Source organism: Pseudomonas synxantha BG33R (genome assembly GCF_000263715.2).
In the GTDB taxonomy this organism is placed as follows: Bacteria; Pseudomonadota; Gammaproteobacteria; order Pseudomonadales; family Pseudomonadaceae; genus Aquipseudomonas; species Aquipseudomonas synxantha_A.
This window is the reverse complement of record NZ_CM001514.1, coordinates 5,270,498-5,289,825: the sequence shown is the minus strand read 5'-3', so window position 1 is coordinate 5,289,825 and position 19,328 is coordinate 5,270,498. Positions and strand designations below refer to the sequence as shown.

Below are 19,328 nucleotides of genomic sequence, written 5' to 3'. Positions count from 1 at the left end.
CCTTCAACTCAATTGCGCTTCGGCCAGCGTGAGTGTGCGCGGGATCTGCGTCGCGTCCCAGTGCGTAATGCCCCAATCCAGCAGTTCTCGTGGGCTTGCGTAAAGCAGTTCGTTACCGGCTGGCTGGCCGAGGGCGCGCAGTGCGCGAAGCAGCAAGGGCGTGGCCTGGTCGGTGGTCAATGGTGGGGAACGGTAGGATTTGCCCAGTTTGTTGCCGTCCGGTTGCACAATCAGCGGTACATGCAGGTAACGTGGCTGGCGCAGGCCGAGCAGTTCTTGCAGGTAAAGCTGGCGCGGTGTGGAGTCCAGCAGGTCCGCGCCGCGCACGATATCGGTAACCCCTTGCCAGGCATCGTCGAGGACCACGGCCAACTGATAGGCGTAGAGGCCGTCGCGGCGCCGGATGATGAAGTCGCCGGCGTCGCGGCCCAGATGCTGTCGGAACTCGCCCTGCACGCGGTCGGTAAAGTGGTATTCCAGTTCGGGTACACGCAGACGGATGGCAGCATCCTGCTGGTCGTGGCCGGCATTGCGGCACAAGCCTGGGTAAATCCCGTTGTAGGGTTCCAGTTGCTTGCGCGAGCATGTGCAGGCATAGGCCAGGCCATGGTTGAACAGGTCATTCAGCACTTTGGCGTAGGCGTCATGCCGCTCGCTCTGCCGAACCAGCTCGCCATCCCACTCAAAGCCGTAGCGTTCCAGGGCATGCAGGATCGCTGCCTGGGCGCCGGGCTCTTCACGGGGAGGGTCAAGGTCTTCCATGCGCATCAACCAGCGGCCATGTTGGGCGCGTGCGTCGAGGTAGGAGGCGAGGGCGGCAACCAGGGAACCGAAGTGCAAATGGCCGCTGGGCGTGGGGGCGAAACGCCCGATATAGGTAGAGGCTGTCATGGGCGGATACTACTGCAAAACCGGTAAACGCCAGAAACAAAAATGGGGCGTTTGCACGCCCCATTCGTTCAGCTCGGCAGGGTTACTTGCCGACCTGTTTTTCCTTGATTTCAGCCAAGGTCTTGCAGTCTACGCACAGGTCCGCAGTCGGGCGGGCTTCGAGGCGGCGAATACCGATCTCGACGCCGCAGGATTCGCACCAGCCATACTCTTCGTCTTCGATCAATTGCAGGGTCTTGTCGATCTTCTTGATCAACTTGCGTTCGCGATCACGAGCGCGCAGTTCAAGGGCGAATTCCTCTTCCTGGCTGGCACGGTCTGCCGGGTCCGGGAAGTTGGCTGCTTCGTCCTTCATATGGTCAACCGTGCGGTCGACTTCCTGCATCAAGTCCTGCTTCCACTGCTTCAGGATTTTGGAGAAGTGCTCGCGCATGGGCTTGCCCATGTATTCCTCGCCCTTGGATTCAACGTAGGGCTGGAAACCGCTGATGCTCTGTTGCTTTGCTTGGGTGGACATGAATAGACCGCCTCTCACTCTTCTAATCCATTGCGCAGGATTGCAACGTCACCGACACCTGCCGGCCCTGCGGCTGCAAGCGGGCGAACTTACCAGATAGATTCAGGGTGCGCTACTCCCGGTTGTCGAGCTCCAGGGCAAAGGGGTTGCAAACTGCAGCAGCCCGCCATGACTGGGTATGTATCGCCTCGAATGTTGATTTTAGCTGTTTTACGAGCGTGCGCAGGGTGCACTTGCAGCCCCAATCAGGCAATAGAGCATGTTTTACCGCGAGGGTTCGGTAGAATCCTGATTTTGTCCTCACCGTTAAGGAAGGCTAATGGCTCAGCCCTACAGTGCGCGCAGTCGCGCCATCGAACCTTTTCATGTCATGGCGTTGCTGGCACGCGCCAATGAACTGCAGGCTGCCGGCCACGACGTGATCCATCTGGAAATCGGCGAACCGGACTTTACCACCGCCGAGCCCATCATCCAGGCCGGCCAGGCTGCGCTGGCCAATGGCAAGACGCGCTACACGGCGGCCCGTGGGGTGCCCGAGTTGCGCGAGGCCATCAGCGGGTTTTACCAGCAGCGCTACGGCTTGAGCGTCGATCCCGAGCGTATCCTGATTACGCCCGGTGGCTCCGGCGCGTTGCTGTTGGCCAGCAGCTTGCTGGTCGACCCTGGCAAGCACTGGCTGCTGGCTGACCCAGGCTACCCCTGCAATCGACACTTTCTGCGATTGGTAGAGGGCGCGGCGCAATTGGTGCCGGTAGGGCCTGAGGTCCGCTATCAGTTGACCGCCGATCTGGTCGCCAGGCATTGGGATCAGGACAGCGTGGGCGCGCTGGTTGCGTCCCCGGCCAATCCTACCGGCACAGTCCTCACAAGGGACGAACTGGCAGGCTTGTCGAGTGCAGTCAAAGCGCGTAACGGCCACTTGGTAGTGGACGAGATCTACCACGGCCTCACCTACGGCACCGATGCCGCCAGCGTGCTGGAAGTCGACGATGACGCCTTCGTCTTGAATAGTTTTTCGAAGTATTTCGGCATGACCGGCTGGCGCCTCGGTTGGCTGATAGCGCCTCCTGCTGCGATCAGCGAATTGGAGAAACTGGCGCAGAACCTCTACATCAGTGCGCCGAGCATGGCCCAGTACGCTGCCTTGGCCTGTTTTACCCCGCAGACCCTGAGCATTCTTGAAGAGCGCCGCGCCGAATTCGGCCGGCGTCGTGACTTTCTGCTGCCGGCCTTGCGTGAGCTTGGATTCGGTATCGCCGTGGAGCCGGAAGGGGCGTTCTATTTGTATGCCGATATCAGCGCGTTCGGCGGCGATGCCTTCGCGTTCTGCCGTCACTTTCTGGAGACCGAGCACGTGGCTTTTACGCCTGGGCTGGATTTCGGTCGTTATCAAGCGGGCCACCATGTGCGTTTTGCCTACACGCAAAATATTGACCGGCTGCAAGAAGCGGTGGAACGCATCGCTCGTGGCCTGCGGAGCTGGCAAGGCTGATGCGCTTTTATCCTCCTCTTGAAGAAGGGCGGCTGATCCGCCGCTACAAGCGTTTTCTCACCGATATCGAAACCGTTACCGGCGAGTTGCTCACCATCCATTGCCCGAACACCGGCTCGATGCTCAATTGCATGGTCGAAGGTGGTCAGGTCTGGTTCAGCCGGTCCTCGGACCCCAAGCGCAAGTTGCCAGGCACCTGGGAAATTGCCGAAACGCCTCAGGGCCGGCTGGCGTGCGTCAACACCGCGCGGGCCAATCAGCTGGTTGAAGAGGCGCTGCTGGCTGGCGTGATCACTGAACTCAATGGCTTTACGGCGCTCAAGCGTGAAGTGCCTTACGGTCAGGAGAAGAGCCGCATTGACTTTCGCCTGGATTACCCACAGGGCGCCGCCTTCGTGGAGGTCAAAAGCGTCACCCTGGGTTTTGACGCAACCTCGGTGGCGGCTTTTCCTGATGCAGTGACGCAGCGCGGCGCCAAGCACTTGCGCGAACTGGCTCACCTGGCGCGTGAAGGTGTGCGGGCGGTGCAGTTGTATTGCGTGAATTTGTCGGGCATCGATGCGGTTCGCCCAGCGGTGGAAATTGATGCCGGTTACGCTGCGGCGTTACGCGAGGCCAAGGCCGCGGGTGTGGAGGTGCTGGCTTACGGCGTGCGGGTCACACCGCAAGAGATGTATGTCGAGCGTCGACTGAAGGTGTTGTTGGGCGACTAGAGTTCTACCCACAAGCCTTGTTCATCCTCATGGCCGGGCAGGGCGGTGAGACTCTGGCCTGCGCACGGGCCGGCGATGCACTCGCCGCTCTCGATCAGGAACAGGGCGCCATGGGTGGCGCATTGGATCAGGCTGGCGCTGGCGTCGAGGAAGCGGTCGGGCTGCCATTCCAGCGGGATGCCGCGATGGGGGCAGCGGTTGCGATAAAAGTAGGCAATGCCGTCTCGGCGCACGGCCAGCAGTTTATGGCCATCGATATCAAAACCGCGGCTGCTGTTGGGTGCGAGGTCGCTTGAGGGGCAGAGAAACTTCATTTCAATCCTTAAGTGCCTTGACGTTCAAATGCAAACAATTATCAAATGGCCGCTTCGCCCGTCAGCTGACTGGGTGCTTAATACGATGTCCGGCAGCAATGTTCTGTCACATTGATGAGTGCCTGAATGGCCCTGCCCTAGGAAGGAAACCCTGTTATGCGCCTGAGTACCAGCGCTATTGCGCTTGTTGTCTCATTGCTGGTCAACCACGGGGCACACGCCTCTGAACTGCCACAACGCTGGGTCAGTGCAGGAGGGGCGCTATCGGAATGGGTGACGGCTTTGGGCGGCGAATCGAAATTGGTCGGGGTCGACACCACCAGCCAGCATCCGCAGTCGCTCAAGGCGTTGCCGAGCATTGGCTACCAGCGGCAGCTGTCGGCTGAAGGCATTCTCAGCCTGCGCCCGCAAATCCTTGTGGGCACTGAGGAAATGGGGCCGCCGCCGGTACTGGCGCAGATTCGCAATGCCGGCGTGCAGGTCGAGATGTTTTCGGCCCGGCCGGATCTGTCGACATTGAAGGGCAACCTTGAACACTTGGGAAAACTGCTGGGCAGTGAGACCCGGGCAGACGCACTGTTTGCCAAATACGGGCAGGCGCTGGAGCAGCAAAAAAGCTGGGTGACCAAGGCCCAGGCGGCGCAAAAGGCTCCGGGCGTGCTGTTGTTGCTGGGCCATGCCGGTGGCAAGCCGCTGATCGCGGGTAAGGACACGGCCGCCGATTGGATATTGCAGCAGGCCGGCGGTCGTAACCTGGCCACGCACTCGGGCTATAAGCCCTTTTCAGTCGAGTCTTTGGCGGGGTTGAGTCCTGATGTGCTGGTGTTTGCCGATCGCGCGCTGACCGGTGATGCGGCGCGCGCAGCCTTGTTCAAGGAAAACCCGATTCTCGCGTCGACACCGGCAGCCAAGCGTGGGCGAGTGTTTGAGCTGGATCCGACCTTGCTGGTGGGTGGCCTGGGGCCGCGATTGCCAGAAAACCTGGTGAAACTGTCCGCTGGTTTTTATCCGTCCCAGACTAAATCGGCCCCATGACCACGCTGCTTAAGCCCAAGACACTGTTTATTGGCCTGTCGCTGCTGTGTGTGTTGGCGATCTGGCTTTCATTGGCCCTCGGACCGGTCAGCTTGCCGTTGATTGATACGCTCAGAGCCGCGTTAAGGCTACTGGGTGTGCCGATTGAGGCGGCGGGGTTGGAGCAGGCTGAATTGATCCTGGGGCAGATTCGCCTGCCGCGGACCCTCTTGGGGCTGGCCGTCGGCGGTGTCCTTGCGTTGTCGGGCGTGGCGATGCAGGGGTTGTTTCGCAACCCGCTGGCCGATCCTGGGTTGGTGGGTGTGTCCAGCGGTGCGGCGTTGGGGGCAGCGGTGGCGATTGTCGGCGGTTCGTTCTTCGGTGGGCTGCCGGATGCGTTCGGTCCCTATTTGTTGTCGCTGTGCGCATTTCTGGGGGGGCTGGGCGTTACCGCACTGGTCTACCGGTTGGGGCGTCGCAATGGCCAGACCAATGTCGCGACGATGCTGCTTGCAGGTATCGCGCTGACGGCACTGGCCAGCTCAACGGTGGGGCTGTTTACCTATCTGGCCGACGATGCCACCTTGCGCACCCTGACGTTCTGGAACCTGGGCAGCCTCAACGGCGCGAGCTATTCGCGGTTGTGGCCGTTGCTGTTGGTAAGCGCTGGCGTGGCGCTGTGGTTGCCGCGCCGGGCGAAAGCGCTGAACGCATTGCTGCTGGGTGAGTCGGAGGCCAATCATCTGGGCATTGATGTTGAACGGCTCAAGCGCGAGTTAGTGTTCTGCACGGCCCTAGGCGTTGGCGCAGCCGTGGCGGCTGCGGGCATGATTGGTTTTGTCGGTTTGGTGGTGCCACATCTGGTGCGGCTGCTGGCGGGGCCGGATCATCGGGTGTTGTTACCGGCGTCAGTGCTGGCGGGGGCGAGCCTGCTGTTGTTTGCCGACCTGGTGGCGCGCTTGGCGTTGGCGCCGGCGGAACTGCCGATCGGTATTGTCACTGCATTTATCGGTGCGCCATTTTTCCTCTATTTATTGTTACGAGGGCGCGCCTGATGCTGCGGGTAGAAGCGTTGCAGATTCGGCGCGGTGGTAAAACCGTGTTGTCCGATGTCACCTTGGACCTGCTGCCGGGCGAAGTGCTGGGCGTGCTGGGGCCCAATGGTGCGGGCAAAAGTACCTTGCTCGGAGCGCTGTGCGGGGAGTTGTCGCCTGACGAGGGCAAGATCTGGTTGGACCAGCAAGAATTGAAGAGTCTGGGAGGGGTGCAACGTGCCCAGCGTCTGGCGGTGTTGCCACAGACTTCCACCCTGGACTTCGCCTTTCGTGTCGAAGAGGTGGTGGGCATGGGACGCTTGCCTCATCAGACCGGGCGAGTGCGCGACGATCAAATTATCCGCGCGGCGCTGCACGCGGCCGATGTGGGCCACCTGAGTGGCCGCAGTTACCTGGCCTTGTCGGGCGGCGAGCGACAAAGGGTGCACCTGGCGCGGGTGTTGGCGCAGTTATGGCCAGGTGAGGCGGGGCAAACGTTGTTGTTGGACGAGCCAACGTCGATGCTCGATCCCCTGCACCAGCACACCACCTTACAGGCGATTCGCAGCTTTGCCGACAAGGGGGCTGCGGTGCTGGTTATCCTGCATGACTTGAACCTGGCGGCGCGTTACTGCGACCGGATCCTGCTGCTGGAAGGCGGACGCCCTCATGCTCTGGATAGGCCCGCAACAGTCCTGCAACCTGAGCCACTCAAGGCTGTATTTGGTCTGGATGTGCTGGTACAACCGCATCCGGAGCGGGGGCATCCGCTGATCATTGCGCGCTGAAATCAGTAATTTGCAGGCAAAAAAAGACCCGGCAAGAGCCGGGTCAAATAACCGTGATTAGCCTGATGAGGAGATAATCTGAGAGTCCGAACCAATGGTCTTTCAGTTATCGGCTGATCTCGCGACCAGTTGTGATAATCATAACGATTCTCATTTGAGAGTCAACTATTGTTTTATCTGCTCATCCAGTTTTTCTCAAACGCTCGTTTGTAATACTTGTAAACATTGGGCTTGAGGGCCGATCTAGTTTTTCTGCCGCGCTGACAGGGCATCCAACTGGCGGTTCAGCGCCTCCTTGCGTTCAGAGGGGAGGTCGTTCCAGTGCACATCCATCAATGCGCCTTCAATGGCGTACAGCAGAACTTTCGAAGCTCGGAAGCCGCGAGTCCGTACGGCTCGGTAAGCATCGACCGCGCCCAGGCGGCGCAAGTCAGACGCGCTGTGGATACCCACCGCATGCAGCCACTGCGCTGATGTCTTGCCGAGGTTTTTCAGGTGTTGCAGCTCATCGTTCATCAAGCCTCCTTGCGACGGCCGAATGGTGCGGTGGGTATCGTGACCAGGCAGCCTGAAAATGAGTGTAGCGCTCAGTAGGAAAAACGCAGTTCTTTGGGCAGGAACGGCTGAAAAGCTTATAAGAATGTGGCGATGCTTTAGCTGACGGGCAGGCGTGAAACGCCCGGCACGCTTGAGGCGACGCCGGGGTTCAGAAGGTGGATTACTTGGTGCGGTAGCGTAGGCGAGTGCCGAAGTTGACTGACATCAGGATCTCGTCAGCCGTGAGCTCGGGTGGGAAGTAAGTGCCGGAAATCTGCGCGTGGGCCAGGCTGGCGCCTTCCAGCGAGCAGTCGCGTAAATCCAGGCCGCGCAAGTCGGCAGAGCGAAAATAGGCGTCGGTGAAGTCAACACCTGCGGCGTTCAGATCTCGCAGGTCCAGCCCTCGGAAGTCGCCACCGCGCATGTCGATGGTGCCGTCTTGAGGGCGCTGCTGGTTGAATCCGCGGATGTCATCCTTGTGCAGGAGCGCATAGAGCGGGGTATCAAGAAGCTTGGGCTGACTCACGATAGCGACTCCTGTTAGGTGGTGATGTCATTATAGTGGCTATATTGCCGGGTCGTGCGCCATGTGGGCGACGCGACCAGGAAATATTGCTTACAAGCCCGGGAGGCGCTGGCGAATATGCGCGACCAACGCATCCAGCGTTCCGCTTTCATTGGTTTCCACGCGCTTGCTCAGCAACAGCTCTTGCGCCGTCAACGGCTCACGACTGGCTTGCTGCTCTTGGATAACGCTCAGCGTTGCGTCGGACGGATCGTTTTGATCCGCCTGACGTTGTGCCAGCCAACTGCTGATAACCGCTTGAGGTGCGTTGCAATCGAGGATCAGGAATGGCGCGCCGGTGGCTTCGGCGATCTGGGCTGCCGCATCACGTTGAGCGCGTTTCAAGAAGGTCGCATCCAGCACCACCGGGTAACCGGCGCGCAGTACGGTCTCGGCAATTTCGTTCAAGCGTGTATAGGTGGCAATGCTGGCGTCCTGATTGTAGATGCCGGCCTGTGGCGCGTTTTCGACCTGCTGCTCGCCAAACAGACGCTTGCGCTCCACATCCGAACGCAGGCGTACGGCGCCCAGGGCCTCGACCAGGCGCATGGCTACATGGCTCTTGCCCACCGCTGAAACACCATGGGTGATTGCCAGAAAGCGCGACGGAATGGTGCTGTAGCTTTCCGCCAGGTTGGCGTAGTTGCGGTACTGGCGCAGGGTAGTGGCGCGCTGCACCGGGCTTGCCTCGCTCGGCATACTGAACAGCGCAACCTTTGCACGTACCAGCGCACGGTAGGCTTTATAGAAATTCAGCACTTCCAGGCCTTGATAGTCGCCGGTCAGTTCCAGGTACTGGCTGATGAAGCGGCGCGCCAGAGACTTGAGCCCACGGTCTTCAAGGTCCATGGCGAGGAAGGCGGTATCGGCGTAAACATCGGTAAAGCGGAAAGGCTCGTTGAACTCGATGCAGTCGAAGATCACGACGTGGCCGTCAATCAGGGTGGCGTTGCCCAGGTGGATGTCACCGTGGCATTCGCGAGTGAAACCATCGAGCTTGCGTTGTTCAAGCAGTGGCTTGAGGCGCTCGAAGCTGCTTTCGGCCCAGGCTTGCAGGGCCTCAAGTTGAGTCAGGTCGGCTTTGTCGCTGAGGAACGGGCGAATCTGGTCGAAGTTCTGGCGTACCGGCGCCATGACTTCATCCGGCGTGCCGGCCGGGTGCTCTTGCGGGACCTTGGGGGCAGTGAGGTGAAAGTGCGCAATCTGCCTGGCCATCTCGTCGATGTGGGCGTTGGTCAGTTCGCTGTTGGCTTGCAGGGTGCTGAGCATCTGGCTTTGCGGGAACTGGCGCATTTTCAGTGCGTACTCGATGACCGGGCCGTCGCCGCCCAACTGCGGCGCGTCGGCAGTGCCGGTAATCGGCAACACTTCAAGATACAAATCTTTGGTCAAGCGCTGGTTGAGACGCAGCTCCTCATTGCAGAAGTGGCCACGTTTTTCCAGGTCGGTGAAATCCAGAAATCCGAAGTTCATCGGTTTCTTCAATTTGTAAGCATAGGGACCTGTCAGAACCACCCAGGAAATATGGGTCTCGATGACTTGAAATGCTTCAACCGGATGAGGGTATAAAGCCGGGTTTTGCAGGGCTGCGATCAGGGACTGGCTCACGGGCGATCCTTCAAAGTCTGGGAGAAATCATGGTGGCCATTATGGCTGCTGATGCCAGTCGTGCAAACCGCTGTCCGGCTCATGTTGATCATCAATAAAGTGCGTATAATCCGCCGCCATGACTCGAACCCGATCTCCCCGTTCCCGTAAAAAACCTCCTTCCCGCAGCTTGCGCCCCTGGTTGGGCTGGGCGCTCAAGCTGGGCCTGGTTGGCCTTGTGGTGGTCGCCGGCTTTGCGGTGTACCTCGATGCCGTGGTGCAGGAAAAATTCTCCGGCAAGCGCTGGACGATTCCGGCCAAGGTGTATGCACGCCCGCTGGAACTGTTCTCCGGCCAGAAGCTGAGCAAGGAAGACTTCCTTACCGAGCTCGACGCACTGGGCTATCGCCGCGAACCTGTGAGCAATGGCCCCGGCGCCGCAGCCGTCAGCGGCAACACCGTCGACCTGAATACCCGTGGGTTCCAGTTCTACGAAGGCCTGGAAAAAGCCCAGCCGGTACGCGTGCGTTTCTCCGGCGACTATGTGGCTGAATTGTCCTCGCTCAATGGCTCCAAGCTGCCGGTAGTGCGCCTGGAACCGTTGATGATTGGCGGTATTTATCCGAAAAACCTTGAAGATCGCATCCTGATCAAGCTTGATCAGGTACCGCCTTATTTGCTGGAAACCCTTGTGGCGGTCGAAGACCGCGATTTCTACAGCCATTGGGGCGTTTCGCCGAAGTCGATTGCCCGCGCTGTCTGGGTCAACACCTCCGGTGGCAAGATGACCCAGGGCGGCAGTACGCTCACGCAACAATTGGTCAAGAACTTCTACCTGACCAACGAGCGCAGTCTCACCCGTAAACTCACCGAAGCCATGATGGCGATGTTGCTGGAGCTGCATTACAGCAAGCAGGAAATCCTTGAGGCGTACCTCAACGAGGTCTTCGTCGGTCAGGATGGCCAGCGCGCGGTGCACGGTTTCGGTTTGGCCAGCCAGTTCTTCTTTGGGCAACCGTTATCCGAGTTGAAGTTGCATCAGGTCGCGCTGCTGGTGGGCATGGTCAAGGGGCCGTCCTATTACAATCCGCGTCGCAACCCGGAGCGTGCGCTCGAACGTCGCAACCTGGTACTCGATGTATTGGAGCAGCAGGGTGTCGCCACGGCTGAGCAAGTGGCCGCCGCGAAGAAAATGCCGTTGGGTGTGACCACTCGCGGCAAGTTGGCTGATAGCTCGTTCCCCGGCTTTATCGATCTGGTCAAGCGCCAGTTACGTGAAGACTACCGCGACGAAGACTTGACCGAAGAGGGCTTGCGGATTTTCACCAGCTTCGACCCGATCCTGCAGATGAAGGCCGAGGCGTCCGTCAACGACACCTTCAAACGCCTGACCGGCCGTAAAGGCTCGGATGAAGTCGAAGCCGCCATGGTCGTGACCAACCCGGAAACCGGTGAAGTCCAGGCCATGATCGGCAGCCGCCAGGCCAGTTTCGCCGGCTTCAACCGCGCACTGGACGCCGTGCGGCCGATTGGCTCGCTGGTCAAGCCTGCGGTCTACTTGAGTGCGTTGGAAAAACCCAGCAAGTACACGCTGACCAGTTGGCTGTCGGATGACCCGTTGTCGGTCAAAGGCGCGAATGGCCAGGTATGGACGCCGAAGAACTTCGATCGCCGTTCCCACGGCACGGTGTTCCTGTATCAGGGGCTGGCGCATTCCTACAATATTTCCACCTCGCGCCTGGGGCTTGAGGTCGGTGTGCCAAATGTCCTGAAAACCATTGCGCGACTGGGGGTGGAGCGTGAGTTCCCTGCATTCCCGTCCATGCTTCTGGGCGCTGCGGCCATGACCCCGATGGAAGTGGCGACCATGTACCAGACCCTCGCCAACGGTGGCTTCAATACACCGATGCGCGGGATCCGCAGTGTGCTGACCGCCGAAGGCGAACCGCTCAAGCGCTACCCGTTCCAGATCCAGCAGCGTTTTGACGCGGGCTCTATCTACCTGATCCAGAACGCCATGCAGCGTGTGATGCGTGAGGGTACAGGGCGCTCGGTGTACAGCGTGCTGCCGTCGAACCTGACGCTGGCGGGCAAGACCGGTACCAGTAACGACTCGCGTGACAGCTGGTTTGCGGGTTTCGGCCAGGATGTATTGGCCGTGGTGTGGCTGGGGCGTGACGATAACGGCAAGACGCCGTTTACCGGTGCGACCGGCGCACTGCAGGTATGGACCAGTTTCATGCGCAAGGCTGACCCGTTGCCGCTCAACATGCCCCAGCCGGACAATATCGTGCAGGCCTGGATTGATCCGCACACCGGCCAGGGCTCTGATGCCAACTGTCCGGGGGCGGTGCAGATGCCGTATATTCGCGGCAGCGAACCACCACCCGGCCCTGCGTGCGGTGGCAGTGCCCCTGCTGACGCGGATTCGGTGATGGATTGGGTCAAGGGCTGGATGAATTAAGCAAAGAGGGTTTCAAGTGAACAAGTTGTGGATTCCAGCAATTACGGCTCTGGCTTTGCTCGGCGGTTGCTCCAGCGTGCAGCGCGGCTCCATCCCTGTGGTGGACTCAAGCACGTCCGTCTCCAATAACGACCGCATTTCGGCCAATGGCGGCTTCCGCCAGACCGTGGTCAAGCGGCCTGCCCAAGCTGCAACCCAGGCAATTCCCCAGGACTCCGGCGTCGTGGTGATGGTGCCCGGCAGTGGTGCTGCAACCTCGGCGCCTATCAGTGCCGAGCCATGGACCCCAGGCCCGAGCACTTCCGGGCCGGTTAACGCCACGCCGATTCAAACCGCGCCGGTCAACCAGGGCACCTACAACATGCCTTCGACGCCGAGCGGTATTCCGTCATCGTCCAATGCGGGCGGGTTGTCGGCTGACGAACAACTCGATGGCCCGGTGCTGGCGCTGCTCACCACCGCTCAGCAGCAGCAGGCGGGTGGCGATTTGAATGGCGCCTCGTCGAGCCTTGAACGTGCCCAGCGCGTGGCGCCGCGTGAGCCACAAGTGCTGTATCGCCTGGCCCAGGTGCGCATGGCCCAGGGCGATGCGCCCCAGGCCGAGCAATTCGCTCGCCGTGGCCTGAGCCTGGCCAATGGCCGTCCAGACCTGCAAGCCAGCCTTTGGGCCTTGATCGGTGATGCGCGTGCCGCCCAGGGCGATGCAGCGGGTGCCGCCCAGGCGCGACAGAAAGCCAAGGTCAGCCTCTGATGGATGCACGTTTCCCAGCGATTGCCGAACAGCTATTGCTGATCGAGCGAGAACTGCGCGTGCAGGGCTGGTGGGATGAAGAGTCCCCCGGTGCTGAAGCGCTCAGCAGTGTCGAACCCTTTTCAGTCGATACCCTGGACTTCCACCAGTGGCTGCAATGGATCTTCCTGGTACGCATGAAGCAGATCCTTGAACAGGACCTGCCCTTGCCGAATGCATCGGGGATCCTGGAAATGGCCGAGATGGTCTATGCCGACCGACCGTTACAGAGCCTCGGCTTGCGTAACGCGCTGAAAAAGTTCGATCAATTGATCGTCGACGCTCGTTAATTGCCTGACTGCCGGGTTTTTCGGCAGTCTTGCGCACATTTCTACCGCTTGACGACATTCAGGCGAGTTTTATCCCTCCTCAAAGCCCTTTCTTCTACGTTCTCATGCGCTTAGTTGGAAAAAAGCGCAATTATTGCTTGACTTGAAGGGCCTGAAACAGAAGAATCCAAAGTCCGCTGTATCGGGACTGCCAGAAGCAGGCCCGCTCAGCAGATCATGAGGCGCACACCCGCGCCGACCTGTAACACCCGCAACGCGTTACCTCGCGCTGGGTGGGAAAAGCCCGCAACACTTGGGACGATCCCAATACTTGCTCAGTCAGTGCTGACGTAGTCGGCGACCACCGTCGCTCATGCTCTGTTGAGAAGTAAACCTATTAAGACCCGTCGGTTTTTAACGGACGGTATTCTGGCGTTTTAGAGGTGAACAACGTGGAGCTTTTATCTGGCGGTGAGATGCTCGTCCGCTTTTTGCGTGACGAAGGCGTCGACTATATCTACGGGTACCCAGGTGGTGCTCTGCTGCATGTCTACGACGCACTGTTCAAGGAACCGGCTGTTACCCACATCCTGGTTCGCCACGAACAGGCCGCGACCCATATGGCTGACGGTTACGCCCGTGCCACCGGTAAAGCCGGTGTGGTACTGGTAACGTCTGGCCCAGGCGCAACCAATGCCATTACCGGTATTGCGACTGCGTATATGGACTCCATCCCGATGGTGATCATTTCTGGCCAGGTGCCAAGCACCATGGTCGGCACTGACGCTTTCCAGGAAACCGACATGATCGGTATTTCCCGCCCGATCGTGAAACACAGCTTCATGATCAAGCACGCGTCGGAAATCCCGGAAGTCATGAAAAAGGCGTTCTACCTCGCACAGTCCGGTCGCCCGGGCCCTGTGGTGGTCGATATCCCGAAAGACATGACCAATCCGGCCGAAAAATTCGAATACATCTTCCCCAAGAAAGCCAAGCTGCGTTCCTACAGCCCGGCCGTCCGCGGGCACTCGGGGCAAATCCGCAAGGCGGCAGAAATGCTCCTGGCGGCCAAGCGCCCCGTGTTGTACTCCGGCGGTGGCGTGATTCTGGGCGGCGGTTCCGCTCCGCTGACCGAACTGGCCAAGCTGCTCAACCTGCCGGTGACCAACACCCTGATGGGCCTCGGCGCATTCCCCGGTACGGACCGCCAGTTCGTCGGTATGCTCGGTATGCACGGCAGCTACACCGCCAACCTGACCATGCACCACGCTGACGTGATCCTGGCCGTGGGCGCGCGGTTCGATGACCGTGTGATCAATGGTGCGAGCAAATTTTGCCCGAATGCCAAGATCATCCATATCGACATCGACCCGGCGTCCATCTCCAAGACCATCAAGGCCGATGTGCCGATCGTGGGGCCGGTGGAGAGTGTGTTGACCGAAATGGTCGCAGCGCTCAAGGACATCGGCGAGGCGCCGAACAAGGAATCCGTTGCCAGCTGGTGGAAGCAGATTGACGAATGGCGTGGTGATCGCGGCCTGTTCCCTTATGACAAGGGCGACGGCAGCATCATCAAGCCACAAACCGTGATCGAAACCCTGTGCGAAGTGACCAAGGGCGACGCCTTTGTAACCTCCGACGTGGGCCAGCACCAGATGTTCGCGGCGCAGTACTACAAGTTCGACAAGCCTAACCGCTGGATCAACTCCGGTGGCCTGGGCACGATGGGCTTTGGTTTCCCTGCGGCCATGGGTGTGAAACTGAGCTTCCCGGATGCCGACGTTGCCTGCGTCACCGGCGAAGGCAGCATCCAGATGAACATCCAGGAGCTGTCGACGTGCCTGCAATACGGTCTTCCAGTGAAGATCGTCTGCTTGAACAACGGCGTGCTCGGCATGGTTCGTCAATGGCAGGACATGAGCTACGGTAGCCGTCACTCCCATTCCTACATGGAATCGTTGCCGGATTTCATCAAGTTGGTTGAAGCCTATGGCCACGTCGGCATTCGCATCACTGATTTGAAAGATCTGAAGCCGAAGATGGAAGAAGCGTTCGCCATGAAAGACCGCCTGGTGTTCATCGATATTCAGGTCGATACCAGCGAGCACGTCTATCCGATGCAAATCAAAGACGGCTCCATGCGCGACATGTGGCTGAACAAGACGGAGCGTACTTAATCATGCGGCATATTATCTCCCTGCTTCTGGAGAACGAGCCCGGCGCCTTGTCCCGTGTTGTCGGCCTGTTTTCGCAACGCAACTACAACATCGAAAGCCTGACCGTGGCGCCGACCGAAGACCCGACCCTGTCGCGCCTGACGTTGACCACTGTTGGTCACGATGAGGTGATCGAGCAGATCACCAAGAACCTCAACAAGCTGATCGAAGTGGTCAAGCTGGTCGACCTGTCGGAAAGCGCCCACATCGAGCGCGAACTGATGCTGGTCAAGGTCAAGGCCACGGGTGCCCAGCGTGCCGAGATCAAGCGCACTACCGATATTTATCGCGGGCAGATCGTCGATGTGAGCGCCAGCGTTTATACCGTTCAACTGACCGGTACAAGCGACAAGCTGGACAGCTTCATCCAGTCGATCGGGACGGCCTCGATTCTGGAAACCGTACGCAGTGGTGTCACCGGGATTGCCCGTGGCGACAAAGTACTCAGCATCTAACCCAAATTAGCGAATGGCCTTACGGCCTGGATATATAGAGGAACCTCATGAAAGTTTATTACGATAAAGATTGTGACCTGTCGATCATCCAGGGCAAGAAAGTCGCCATCATCGGCTACGGTTCCCAGGGCCACGCACAAGCGTGCAACCTGAAAGATTCCGGCGTGGACGTCACCGTTGGCCTGCGCAAAGGTTCGGCTACTGTTGCCAAGGCTGAAGCCCACGGCCTGAAAGTGACCGACGTTGCTTCCGCCGTAGCGGCTGCCGACCTGGTCATGATCCTGACCCCGGACGAGTTCCAGTCCTCGCTGTACAAGAACGAAATCGAGCCGAACATCAAGAAGGGCGCTACCCTGGCCTTCTCCCACGGTTTCGCGATTCACTACAACCAGGTTGTGCCGCGCGCTGACCTCGACGTGATCATGATCGCGCCGAAAGCGCCGGGCCACACCGTGCGTTCCGAGTTCGTCAAAGGCGGTGGTATCCCTGACCTGATCGCGATCTACCAGGACGCGTCGGGCAACGCCAAGAACGTTGCACTGTCCTACGCTGCTGGCGTCGGTGGCGGTCGTACCGGCATCATCGAAACCACGTTCAAGGACGAGACTGAAACCGACCTGTTCGGCGAGCAAGCCGTTCTGTGCGGTGGTACCGTTGAGCTGGTCAAGGCCGGTTTCGAAACCTTGGTTGAAGCTGGCTATGCGCCGGAAATGGCCTACTTCGAATGCCTGCACGAACTGAAGCTGATCGTTGACCTCATGTACGAAGGCGGTATCGCCAACATGAACTACTCAATCTCCAACAACGCCGAGTACGGCGAGTACGTGACCGGTCCGGAAGTGATCAACGCCGAGTCCCGCCAGGCCATGCGCAACGCCCTGAAACGTATTCAGGACGGCGAATACGCCAAAATGTTCATCAGCGAAGGCGCTACCGGCTACCCTTCGATGACCGCCAAGCGCCGTAACAACGCCGCTCACGGTATCGAAGTCATCGGCGAGCAACTGCGCTCCATGATGCCGTGGATCGGTGCCAACAAGATCGTCGACAAAGCCAAGAACTAAGTCGTACGCATCAAGGGAAAACGCGGCTTAGGCCGCGTTTTTTCGTTTGAGGGGTCGGTTCTGGTATAAAGCTGCATCGTTTGCAGGCGAACACTCGCCGCAAGTATCTGTCGAATTTTTTCACACCGTTGCAAGGTAAAGTCCATGAGCGAACGTCCCGAAGAGCCAAATCAGGCTTCCGACGCCGAAAGCATGCTGCCGATCGATGAACATGTCGAAGAAGGGCATGACGCCGAAGGCCGCAAGGTCCGGCATCGTGGCATCTATCTGCTGCCCAACCTGTTTACCACGGCAAACCTGTTTGCCGGCTTCTATTCCATCATCAATTCCATGAGCGCCCAGAGTGCGCTGGCGGCCGGTGATGCCGCGAGTGCCAGCAAATACTTCGGTTTTGCCGCCATTGCAATTTTCGTGGCCATGGTGCTCGACGGCCTGGATGGTCGCGTGGCGCGTATGACCAACACCCAAAGTGCCTTCGGTGCCGAGTACGACTCGCTGTCGGACATGGTTGCCTTTGGTGTCGCCCCTGCGCTGCTGGCTTTTGCCTGGGCATTGGGTGACATGGGCAAGGTCGGCTGGATGGTTGCCTTCATCTATGTCGCCGGTGCCGCGTTGCGGCTGGCACGTTTCAATACGCAGGTGGGCACTGCCGACAAGCGTTACTTCATCGGGCTTGCCAGCCCGGCAGCCGCCGGCGTCGTGGCGGGTATCGTCTGGGCGTTCAGTGATTACGGTATCCAGGGGTCGAAGATGTCGTTCCTGGTAGCGTTGATGGTTGCGGCGGCCGGGATGCTGATGGTCAGCAATATCAAGTACAACAGCTTCAAGGAGCTGGACCTCAAAGGGCGCGTGCCTTTCGTGGCGATCCTTGTGGTGGTGCTTGTGTTTGCTGTGGTGTTCAGTGATCCGCCGCGGATTCTGCTGCTGGCGTTCCTGGTTTATGCCGCTTCTGGTCCGATTCAGTATTTGCTGCATCTGCGCCGGGACAAAACATTGCCTTAATGTAATTTCCCCCATACTCCGCAGTCTATTGGTGCATCAGTTCTCCAATGCTGCGGAGTTGCCATGTTAATCAAACTACCCAAAGCGTCCGATTGCCATGAATCGGATGTCACGCCTGAATCCCTCTATTTCTCTCGTCGCAGTTTGCTCGGTGGTGCGCTGGCCGGTATTGCCGCCAGTAGCTTGCCGCGTTGGGCCCGTGCGGGCGATGCGGCGCGTTATGCCGATGTCGAAGCGGGCAGGGCGCCCAACTGGTTTGCCGAGAAGCTTCCTGGTACGAAATGGCAGGCGGTGACGGTCAAGGACGAGGCGATCACGCCGTTCAAGGATGCAACCCACTACAACAACTTTTATGAGTTCGGTACCGACAAGGGCGACCCGGCGGCGAATGCAGGTTCGCTCAAGACCGAGCCGTGGAGTGTTGTGATCGATGGTGAGGTGGCCAAGCCTGGGCGTTATGCCTTGGAAGACTTCATGAAACCCTATGAGCTGGAAGAACGGATCTATCGATTGCGCTGCGTTGAAGCCTGGTCGATGGTGATTCCGTGGATCGGTTTCCCGATCTCGGCCTTGCTCAAGCAGGTTGAACCTACCTCCAAAGCGAAGTACATCCGTTTTGAAACCCTCCAGGACCCGAAGAGCATGCCTGGGCAGCGCTCCAGTTTCGGCTTGATTGACTGGCCTTATGTAGAAGGGCTGCGTCTGGACGAAGCGATGAACCCGCTGGCGATTCTCGCCGTAGGTATGTATGGGCGCGAGCTGCCTAATCAGAATGGTGCGCCGTTGCGCTTGGTGGTGCCGTGGAAGTACGGCTTCAAAAGTGTCAAATCCATCGTGCGGATCAGCCTTGTCAGCGAGCAGCCGAAAACCACCTGGCAGAGCATTGCGGCTGATGAGTATGGGTTCTACGCAAATGTGAACCCTACGGTCGATCATCCGCGGTGGACCCAGGCGCGGGAGCGACGTCTACCCAGTGGCCTGTTCAGCCCGAACGTGCGCGATACGCAGATGTTCAATGGCTACGCGGATGAGGTCGCGTCTTTATATACAGGTCTCGATCTGCGGAAGAACTACTGATGCGCTTTCAAATCTGGCGCATTGGAGTCTTTACAGCTGCGGCGGTTTGGCCATTGCTCTGGTTATATGAAGCATGGAGTTTCGCCCTGGGGCCTGATCCGGGCAAAGTGCTGGTTGATCGCCTGGGGCTGGGTACGTTGATCCTGCTGCTGATCACGCTTGGGATGACGCCGCTGCAGAAGTTGAGCGGTTGGGCAGGATGGATCGCGGTACGCCGGCAGTTGGGGCTGTGGTGCTTCGCCTATGTAGTACTGCATTTGGCGGCATACTGCGTGTTCGTCCTTGGGCTCGATTGGTCGCAGCTCGGCGTAGAACTGCGCAAGCGGCCCTACATAATTGTGGGGGCGCTGGGGTTTATGGCTCTATTGGTGCTGGCTGCCACATCCAACCGCTATAGCCAGCGTCGGTTGGGTAGCCGCTGGAAGAAGTTGCATCGCTTGACCTATGTGATCCTGGGCCTGGGTTTGCTGCACATGCTCTGGATAGTTCGGGCTGATCTGAAGGAGTGGGCTGTTTACGCTTCCATTGGTGCGCTGCTT

At 59.2% G+C, this 19,328-nt stretch carries 20 protein-coding genes (1 of these 20 cut by a window edge); 14 read left to right on the top strand and 6 right to left on the bottom strand.

Translation table 11 applies throughout. The features are described 5' to 3' along the window. Positions 1-3 precede the first annotated feature (3 nt). Together gluQRS and dksA are read right to left on the bottom strand one after the other, a co-directional pair. Positions 4-891, bottom strand: a complete 888-nt coding sequence (gluQRS, locus tag PSEBG33_RS04460; RefSeq protein ID WP_005791432.1) for a tRNA glutamyl-Q(34) synthetase GluQRS — start codon at positions 889-891, stop codon at positions 4-6. An 82-nt stretch (positions 892-973) separates the two neighbouring features. Further along, positions 974-1,408 (bottom strand): RNA polymerase-binding protein DksA, encoded by a 435-nt coding sequence (gene dksA, locus PSEBG33_RS04465; RefSeq protein WP_005791430.1) that lies wholly within the window; start codon positions 1,406-1,408, stop codon positions 974-976. A 319-nt stretch (positions 1,409-1,727) separates the two neighbouring features. Between dksA and PSEBG33_RS04470 the strand changes: the two genes are divergently transcribed. Together PSEBG33_RS04470 and sfsA are read left to right on the top strand one after the other, a co-directional pair. Continuing rightward, the gene (locus PSEBG33_RS04470; RefSeq protein ID WP_005791428.1) at positions 1,728-2,900 is read left to right on the top strand and encodes a pyridoxal phosphate-dependent aminotransferase; all 1,173 of its coding nucleotides are present in this window, start codon (positions 1,728-1,730) and stop codon (positions 2,898-2,900) included. Then, on the top strand, positions 2,900-3,613 hold the full coding sequence (gene sfsA / locus PSEBG33_RS04475) for a DNA/RNA nuclease SfsA (RefSeq protein WP_005791427.1): 714 nt from the start codon (positions 2,900-2,902) through the stop codon (positions 3,611-3,613). Before PSEBG33_RS04470 ends, sfsA begins: the two co-directional genes overlap by 1 nt. Here sfsA and PSEBG33_RS04480 read toward each other — a convergent pair. After that, entirely contained in the window at positions 3,610-3,927 is a 318-nt protein-coding gene (locus tag PSEBG33_RS04480) for a Rieske (2Fe-2S) protein (RefSeq protein ID WP_005791425.1), read from the bottom strand. The two genes, sfsA and PSEBG33_RS04480, sit on opposite strands and share 4 nt — an antisense overlap. A gap of 156 nt (positions 3,928-4,083) precedes the next feature. Between PSEBG33_RS04480 and PSEBG33_RS04485 the strand changes: the two genes are divergently transcribed. From PSEBG33_RS04485 to PSEBG33_RS04495, 3 genes are read left to right on the top strand one after another with little or no spacing between them, the layout of a single operon-like run. Beyond that, positions 4,084-4,962: a heme/hemin ABC transporter substrate-binding protein gene (locus PSEBG33_RS04485; protein ID WP_005791423.1), complete on the top strand. Its 879-nt coding sequence runs from the start codon at positions 4,084-4,086 to the stop codon at positions 4,960-4,962. A 50-nt stretch (positions 4,963-5,012) separates the two neighbouring features. Beyond that, positions 5,013-5,996, top strand: a complete 984-nt coding sequence (locus PSEBG33_RS04490) for a FecCD family ABC transporter permease (RefSeq protein ID WP_194440710.1) — start codon at positions 5,013-5,015, stop codon at positions 5,994-5,996. Beyond that, positions 5,996-6,763 (top strand): heme ABC transporter ATP-binding protein, encoded by a 768-nt coding sequence (locus PSEBG33_RS04495; RefSeq protein WP_005791419.1) that lies wholly within the window; start codon positions 5,996-5,998, stop codon positions 6,761-6,763. The genes PSEBG33_RS04490 and PSEBG33_RS04495 overlap by 1 nt, the downstream gene beginning before the upstream one ends. Positions 6,764-7,006: 243 nt before the next feature. On the opposite strand, the gene PSEBG33_RS04500 is transcribed toward PSEBG33_RS04495, so the two are convergent. The 3 genes from PSEBG33_RS04500 to PSEBG33_RS04510 form a co-directional block, all read right to left on the bottom strand. Then, positions 7,007-7,279, bottom strand: a complete 273-nt coding sequence (locus PSEBG33_RS04500) for a TfoX/Sxy family protein (protein WP_005791418.1) — start codon at positions 7,277-7,279, stop codon at positions 7,007-7,009. A 202-nt stretch (positions 7,280-7,481) separates the two neighbouring features. Continuing rightward, on the bottom strand, positions 7,482-7,826 hold the full coding sequence (locus PSEBG33_RS04505; protein ID WP_005791416.1) for a pentapeptide repeat-containing protein: 345 nt from the start codon (positions 7,824-7,826) through the stop codon (positions 7,482-7,484). A 90-nt stretch (positions 7,827-7,916) separates the two neighbouring features. Next, on the bottom strand, positions 7,917-9,473 hold the full coding sequence (locus PSEBG33_RS04510; RefSeq protein ID WP_005791415.1) for an AAA family ATPase: 1,557 nt from the start codon (positions 9,471-9,473) through the stop codon (positions 7,917-7,919). A gap of 118 nt (positions 9,474-9,591) precedes the next feature. Here PSEBG33_RS04510 and mrcB point away from each other — a divergent pair, with 118 nt between their 5' ends. From mrcB to msrQ, 9 genes are all read left to right on the top strand, one after another. After that, positions 9,592-11,916, top strand: a complete 2,325-nt coding sequence (gene mrcB / locus PSEBG33_RS04515) for a penicillin-binding protein 1B (protein ID WP_005791412.1) — start codon at positions 9,592-9,594, stop codon at positions 11,914-11,916. Between the two features lie 16 nt (positions 11,917-11,932). After that, entirely contained in the window at positions 11,933-12,667 is a 735-nt protein-coding gene (locus PSEBG33_RS04520; RefSeq protein WP_005791411.1) for a tetratricopeptide repeat protein, read from the top strand. Then, positions 12,667-12,996: a YqcC family protein gene (locus PSEBG33_RS04525; protein WP_005791409.1), complete on the top strand. Its 330-nt coding sequence runs from the start codon at positions 12,667-12,669 to the stop codon at positions 12,994-12,996. Before PSEBG33_RS04520 ends, PSEBG33_RS04525 begins: the two co-directional genes overlap by 1 nt. A gap of 431 nt (positions 12,997-13,427) precedes the next feature. After that, positions 13,428-15,152, top strand: coding sequence for an acetolactate synthase 3 large subunit (locus PSEBG33_RS04530; RefSeq protein WP_005791407.1), 1,725 nt, complete (start codon positions 13,428-13,430; stop codon positions 15,150-15,152). Positions 15,153-15,154: 2 nt separating this feature from the next. Then, positions 15,155-15,646, top strand: a complete 492-nt coding sequence (gene ilvN, locus PSEBG33_RS04535) for an acetolactate synthase small subunit (RefSeq protein WP_003176102.1) — start codon at positions 15,155-15,157, stop codon at positions 15,644-15,646. A gap of 47 nt (positions 15,647-15,693) precedes the next feature. Further along, entirely contained in the window at positions 15,694-16,710 is a 1,017-nt protein-coding gene (ilvC, locus tag PSEBG33_RS04540; protein ID WP_003194132.1) for a ketol-acid reductoisomerase, read from the top strand. 144 nt (positions 16,711-16,854) lie between these two features. After that, a complete protein-coding gene (pssA, locus tag PSEBG33_RS04545) occupies positions 16,855-17,712 on the top strand; it encodes a CDP-diacylglycerol--serine O-phosphatidyltransferase (protein WP_005791399.1) in 858 nt (285 codons plus the stop codon). 63 nt (positions 17,713-17,775) lie between these two features. Beyond that, positions 17,776-18,789, top strand: a complete 1,014-nt coding sequence (msrP, locus tag PSEBG33_RS04550) for a protein-methionine-sulfoxide reductase catalytic subunit MsrP (protein ID WP_005791397.1) — start codon at positions 17,776-17,778, stop codon at positions 18,787-18,789. After that, positions 18,789-19,328 carry the 5' portion of a protein-methionine-sulfoxide reductase heme-binding subunit MsrQ gene (gene msrQ / locus PSEBG33_RS04555; RefSeq protein WP_005791396.1) on the top strand. Its footprint extends 81 nt past the window's final position, so 540 of the gene's 621 nt are visible here — the first part of the coding sequence; it begins with the start codon at positions 18,789-18,791; its stop codon lies beyond the right edge, outside the window. The genes msrP and msrQ overlap by 1 nt, the downstream gene beginning before the upstream one ends.

What these genes read in the sequence shown, in the direction of transcription:
- PSEBG33_RS04470 (WP_005791428.1), top strand. Translation starts at nt 1,728, where the DNA reads ATGGCTCAGCCCTACAGTGCGCGCAGTCGCGCCATCGAACCTTTTCAT.
- PSEBG33_RS04500 (WP_005791418.1), bottom strand. Translation starts at nt 7,279, where the DNA reads ATGAACGATGAGCTGCAACACCTGAAAAACCTCGGCAAGACATCAGCG.
- PSEBG33_RS04485 (WP_005791423.1), top strand. Translation starts at nt 4,084, where the DNA reads ATGCGCCTGAGTACCAGCGCTATTGCGCTTGTTGTCTCATTGCTGGTC.
- dksA (WP_005791430.1), bottom strand. Translation starts at nt 1,408, where the DNA reads ATGTCCACCCAAGCAAAGCAACAGAGCATCAGCGGTTTCCAGCCCTAC.
- PSEBG33_RS04525 (WP_005791409.1), top strand. Translation starts at nt 12,667, where the DNA reads ATGGATGCACGTTTCCCAGCGATTGCCGAACAGCTATTGCTGATCGAG.
- msrP (WP_005791397.1), top strand. Translation starts at nt 17,776, where the DNA reads ATGTTAATCAAACTACCCAAAGCGTCCGATTGCCATGAATCGGATGTC.
- PSEBG33_RS04495 (WP_005791419.1), top strand. Translation starts at nt 5,996, where the DNA reads ATGCTGCGGGTAGAAGCGTTGCAGATTCGGCGCGGTGGTAAAACCGTG.
- pssA (WP_005791399.1), top strand. Translation starts at nt 16,855, where the DNA reads ATGAGCGAACGTCCCGAAGAGCCAAATCAGGCTTCCGACGCCGAAAGC.
- sfsA (WP_005791427.1), top strand. Translation starts at nt 2,900, where the DNA reads ATGCGCTTTTATCCTCCTCTTGAAGAAGGGCGGCTGATCCGCCGCTAC.
- ilvC (WP_003194132.1), top strand. Translation starts at nt 15,694, where the DNA reads ATGAAAGTTTATTACGATAAAGATTGTGACCTGTCGATCATCCAGGGC.
- ilvN (WP_003176102.1), top strand. Translation starts at nt 15,155, where the DNA reads ATGCGGCATATTATCTCCCTGCTTCTGGAGAACGAGCCCGGCGCCTTG.
- PSEBG33_RS04480 (WP_005791425.1), bottom strand. Translation starts at nt 3,927, where the DNA reads ATGAAGTTTCTCTGCCCCTCAAGCGACCTCGCACCCAACAGCAGCCGC.
- gluQRS (WP_005791432.1), bottom strand. Translation starts at nt 891, where the DNA reads ATGACAGCCTCTACCTATATCGGGCGTTTCGCCCCCACGCCCAGCGGC.
- mrcB (WP_005791412.1), top strand. Translation starts at nt 9,592, where the DNA reads ATGACTCGAACCCGATCTCCCCGTTCCCGTAAAAAACCTCCTTCCCGC.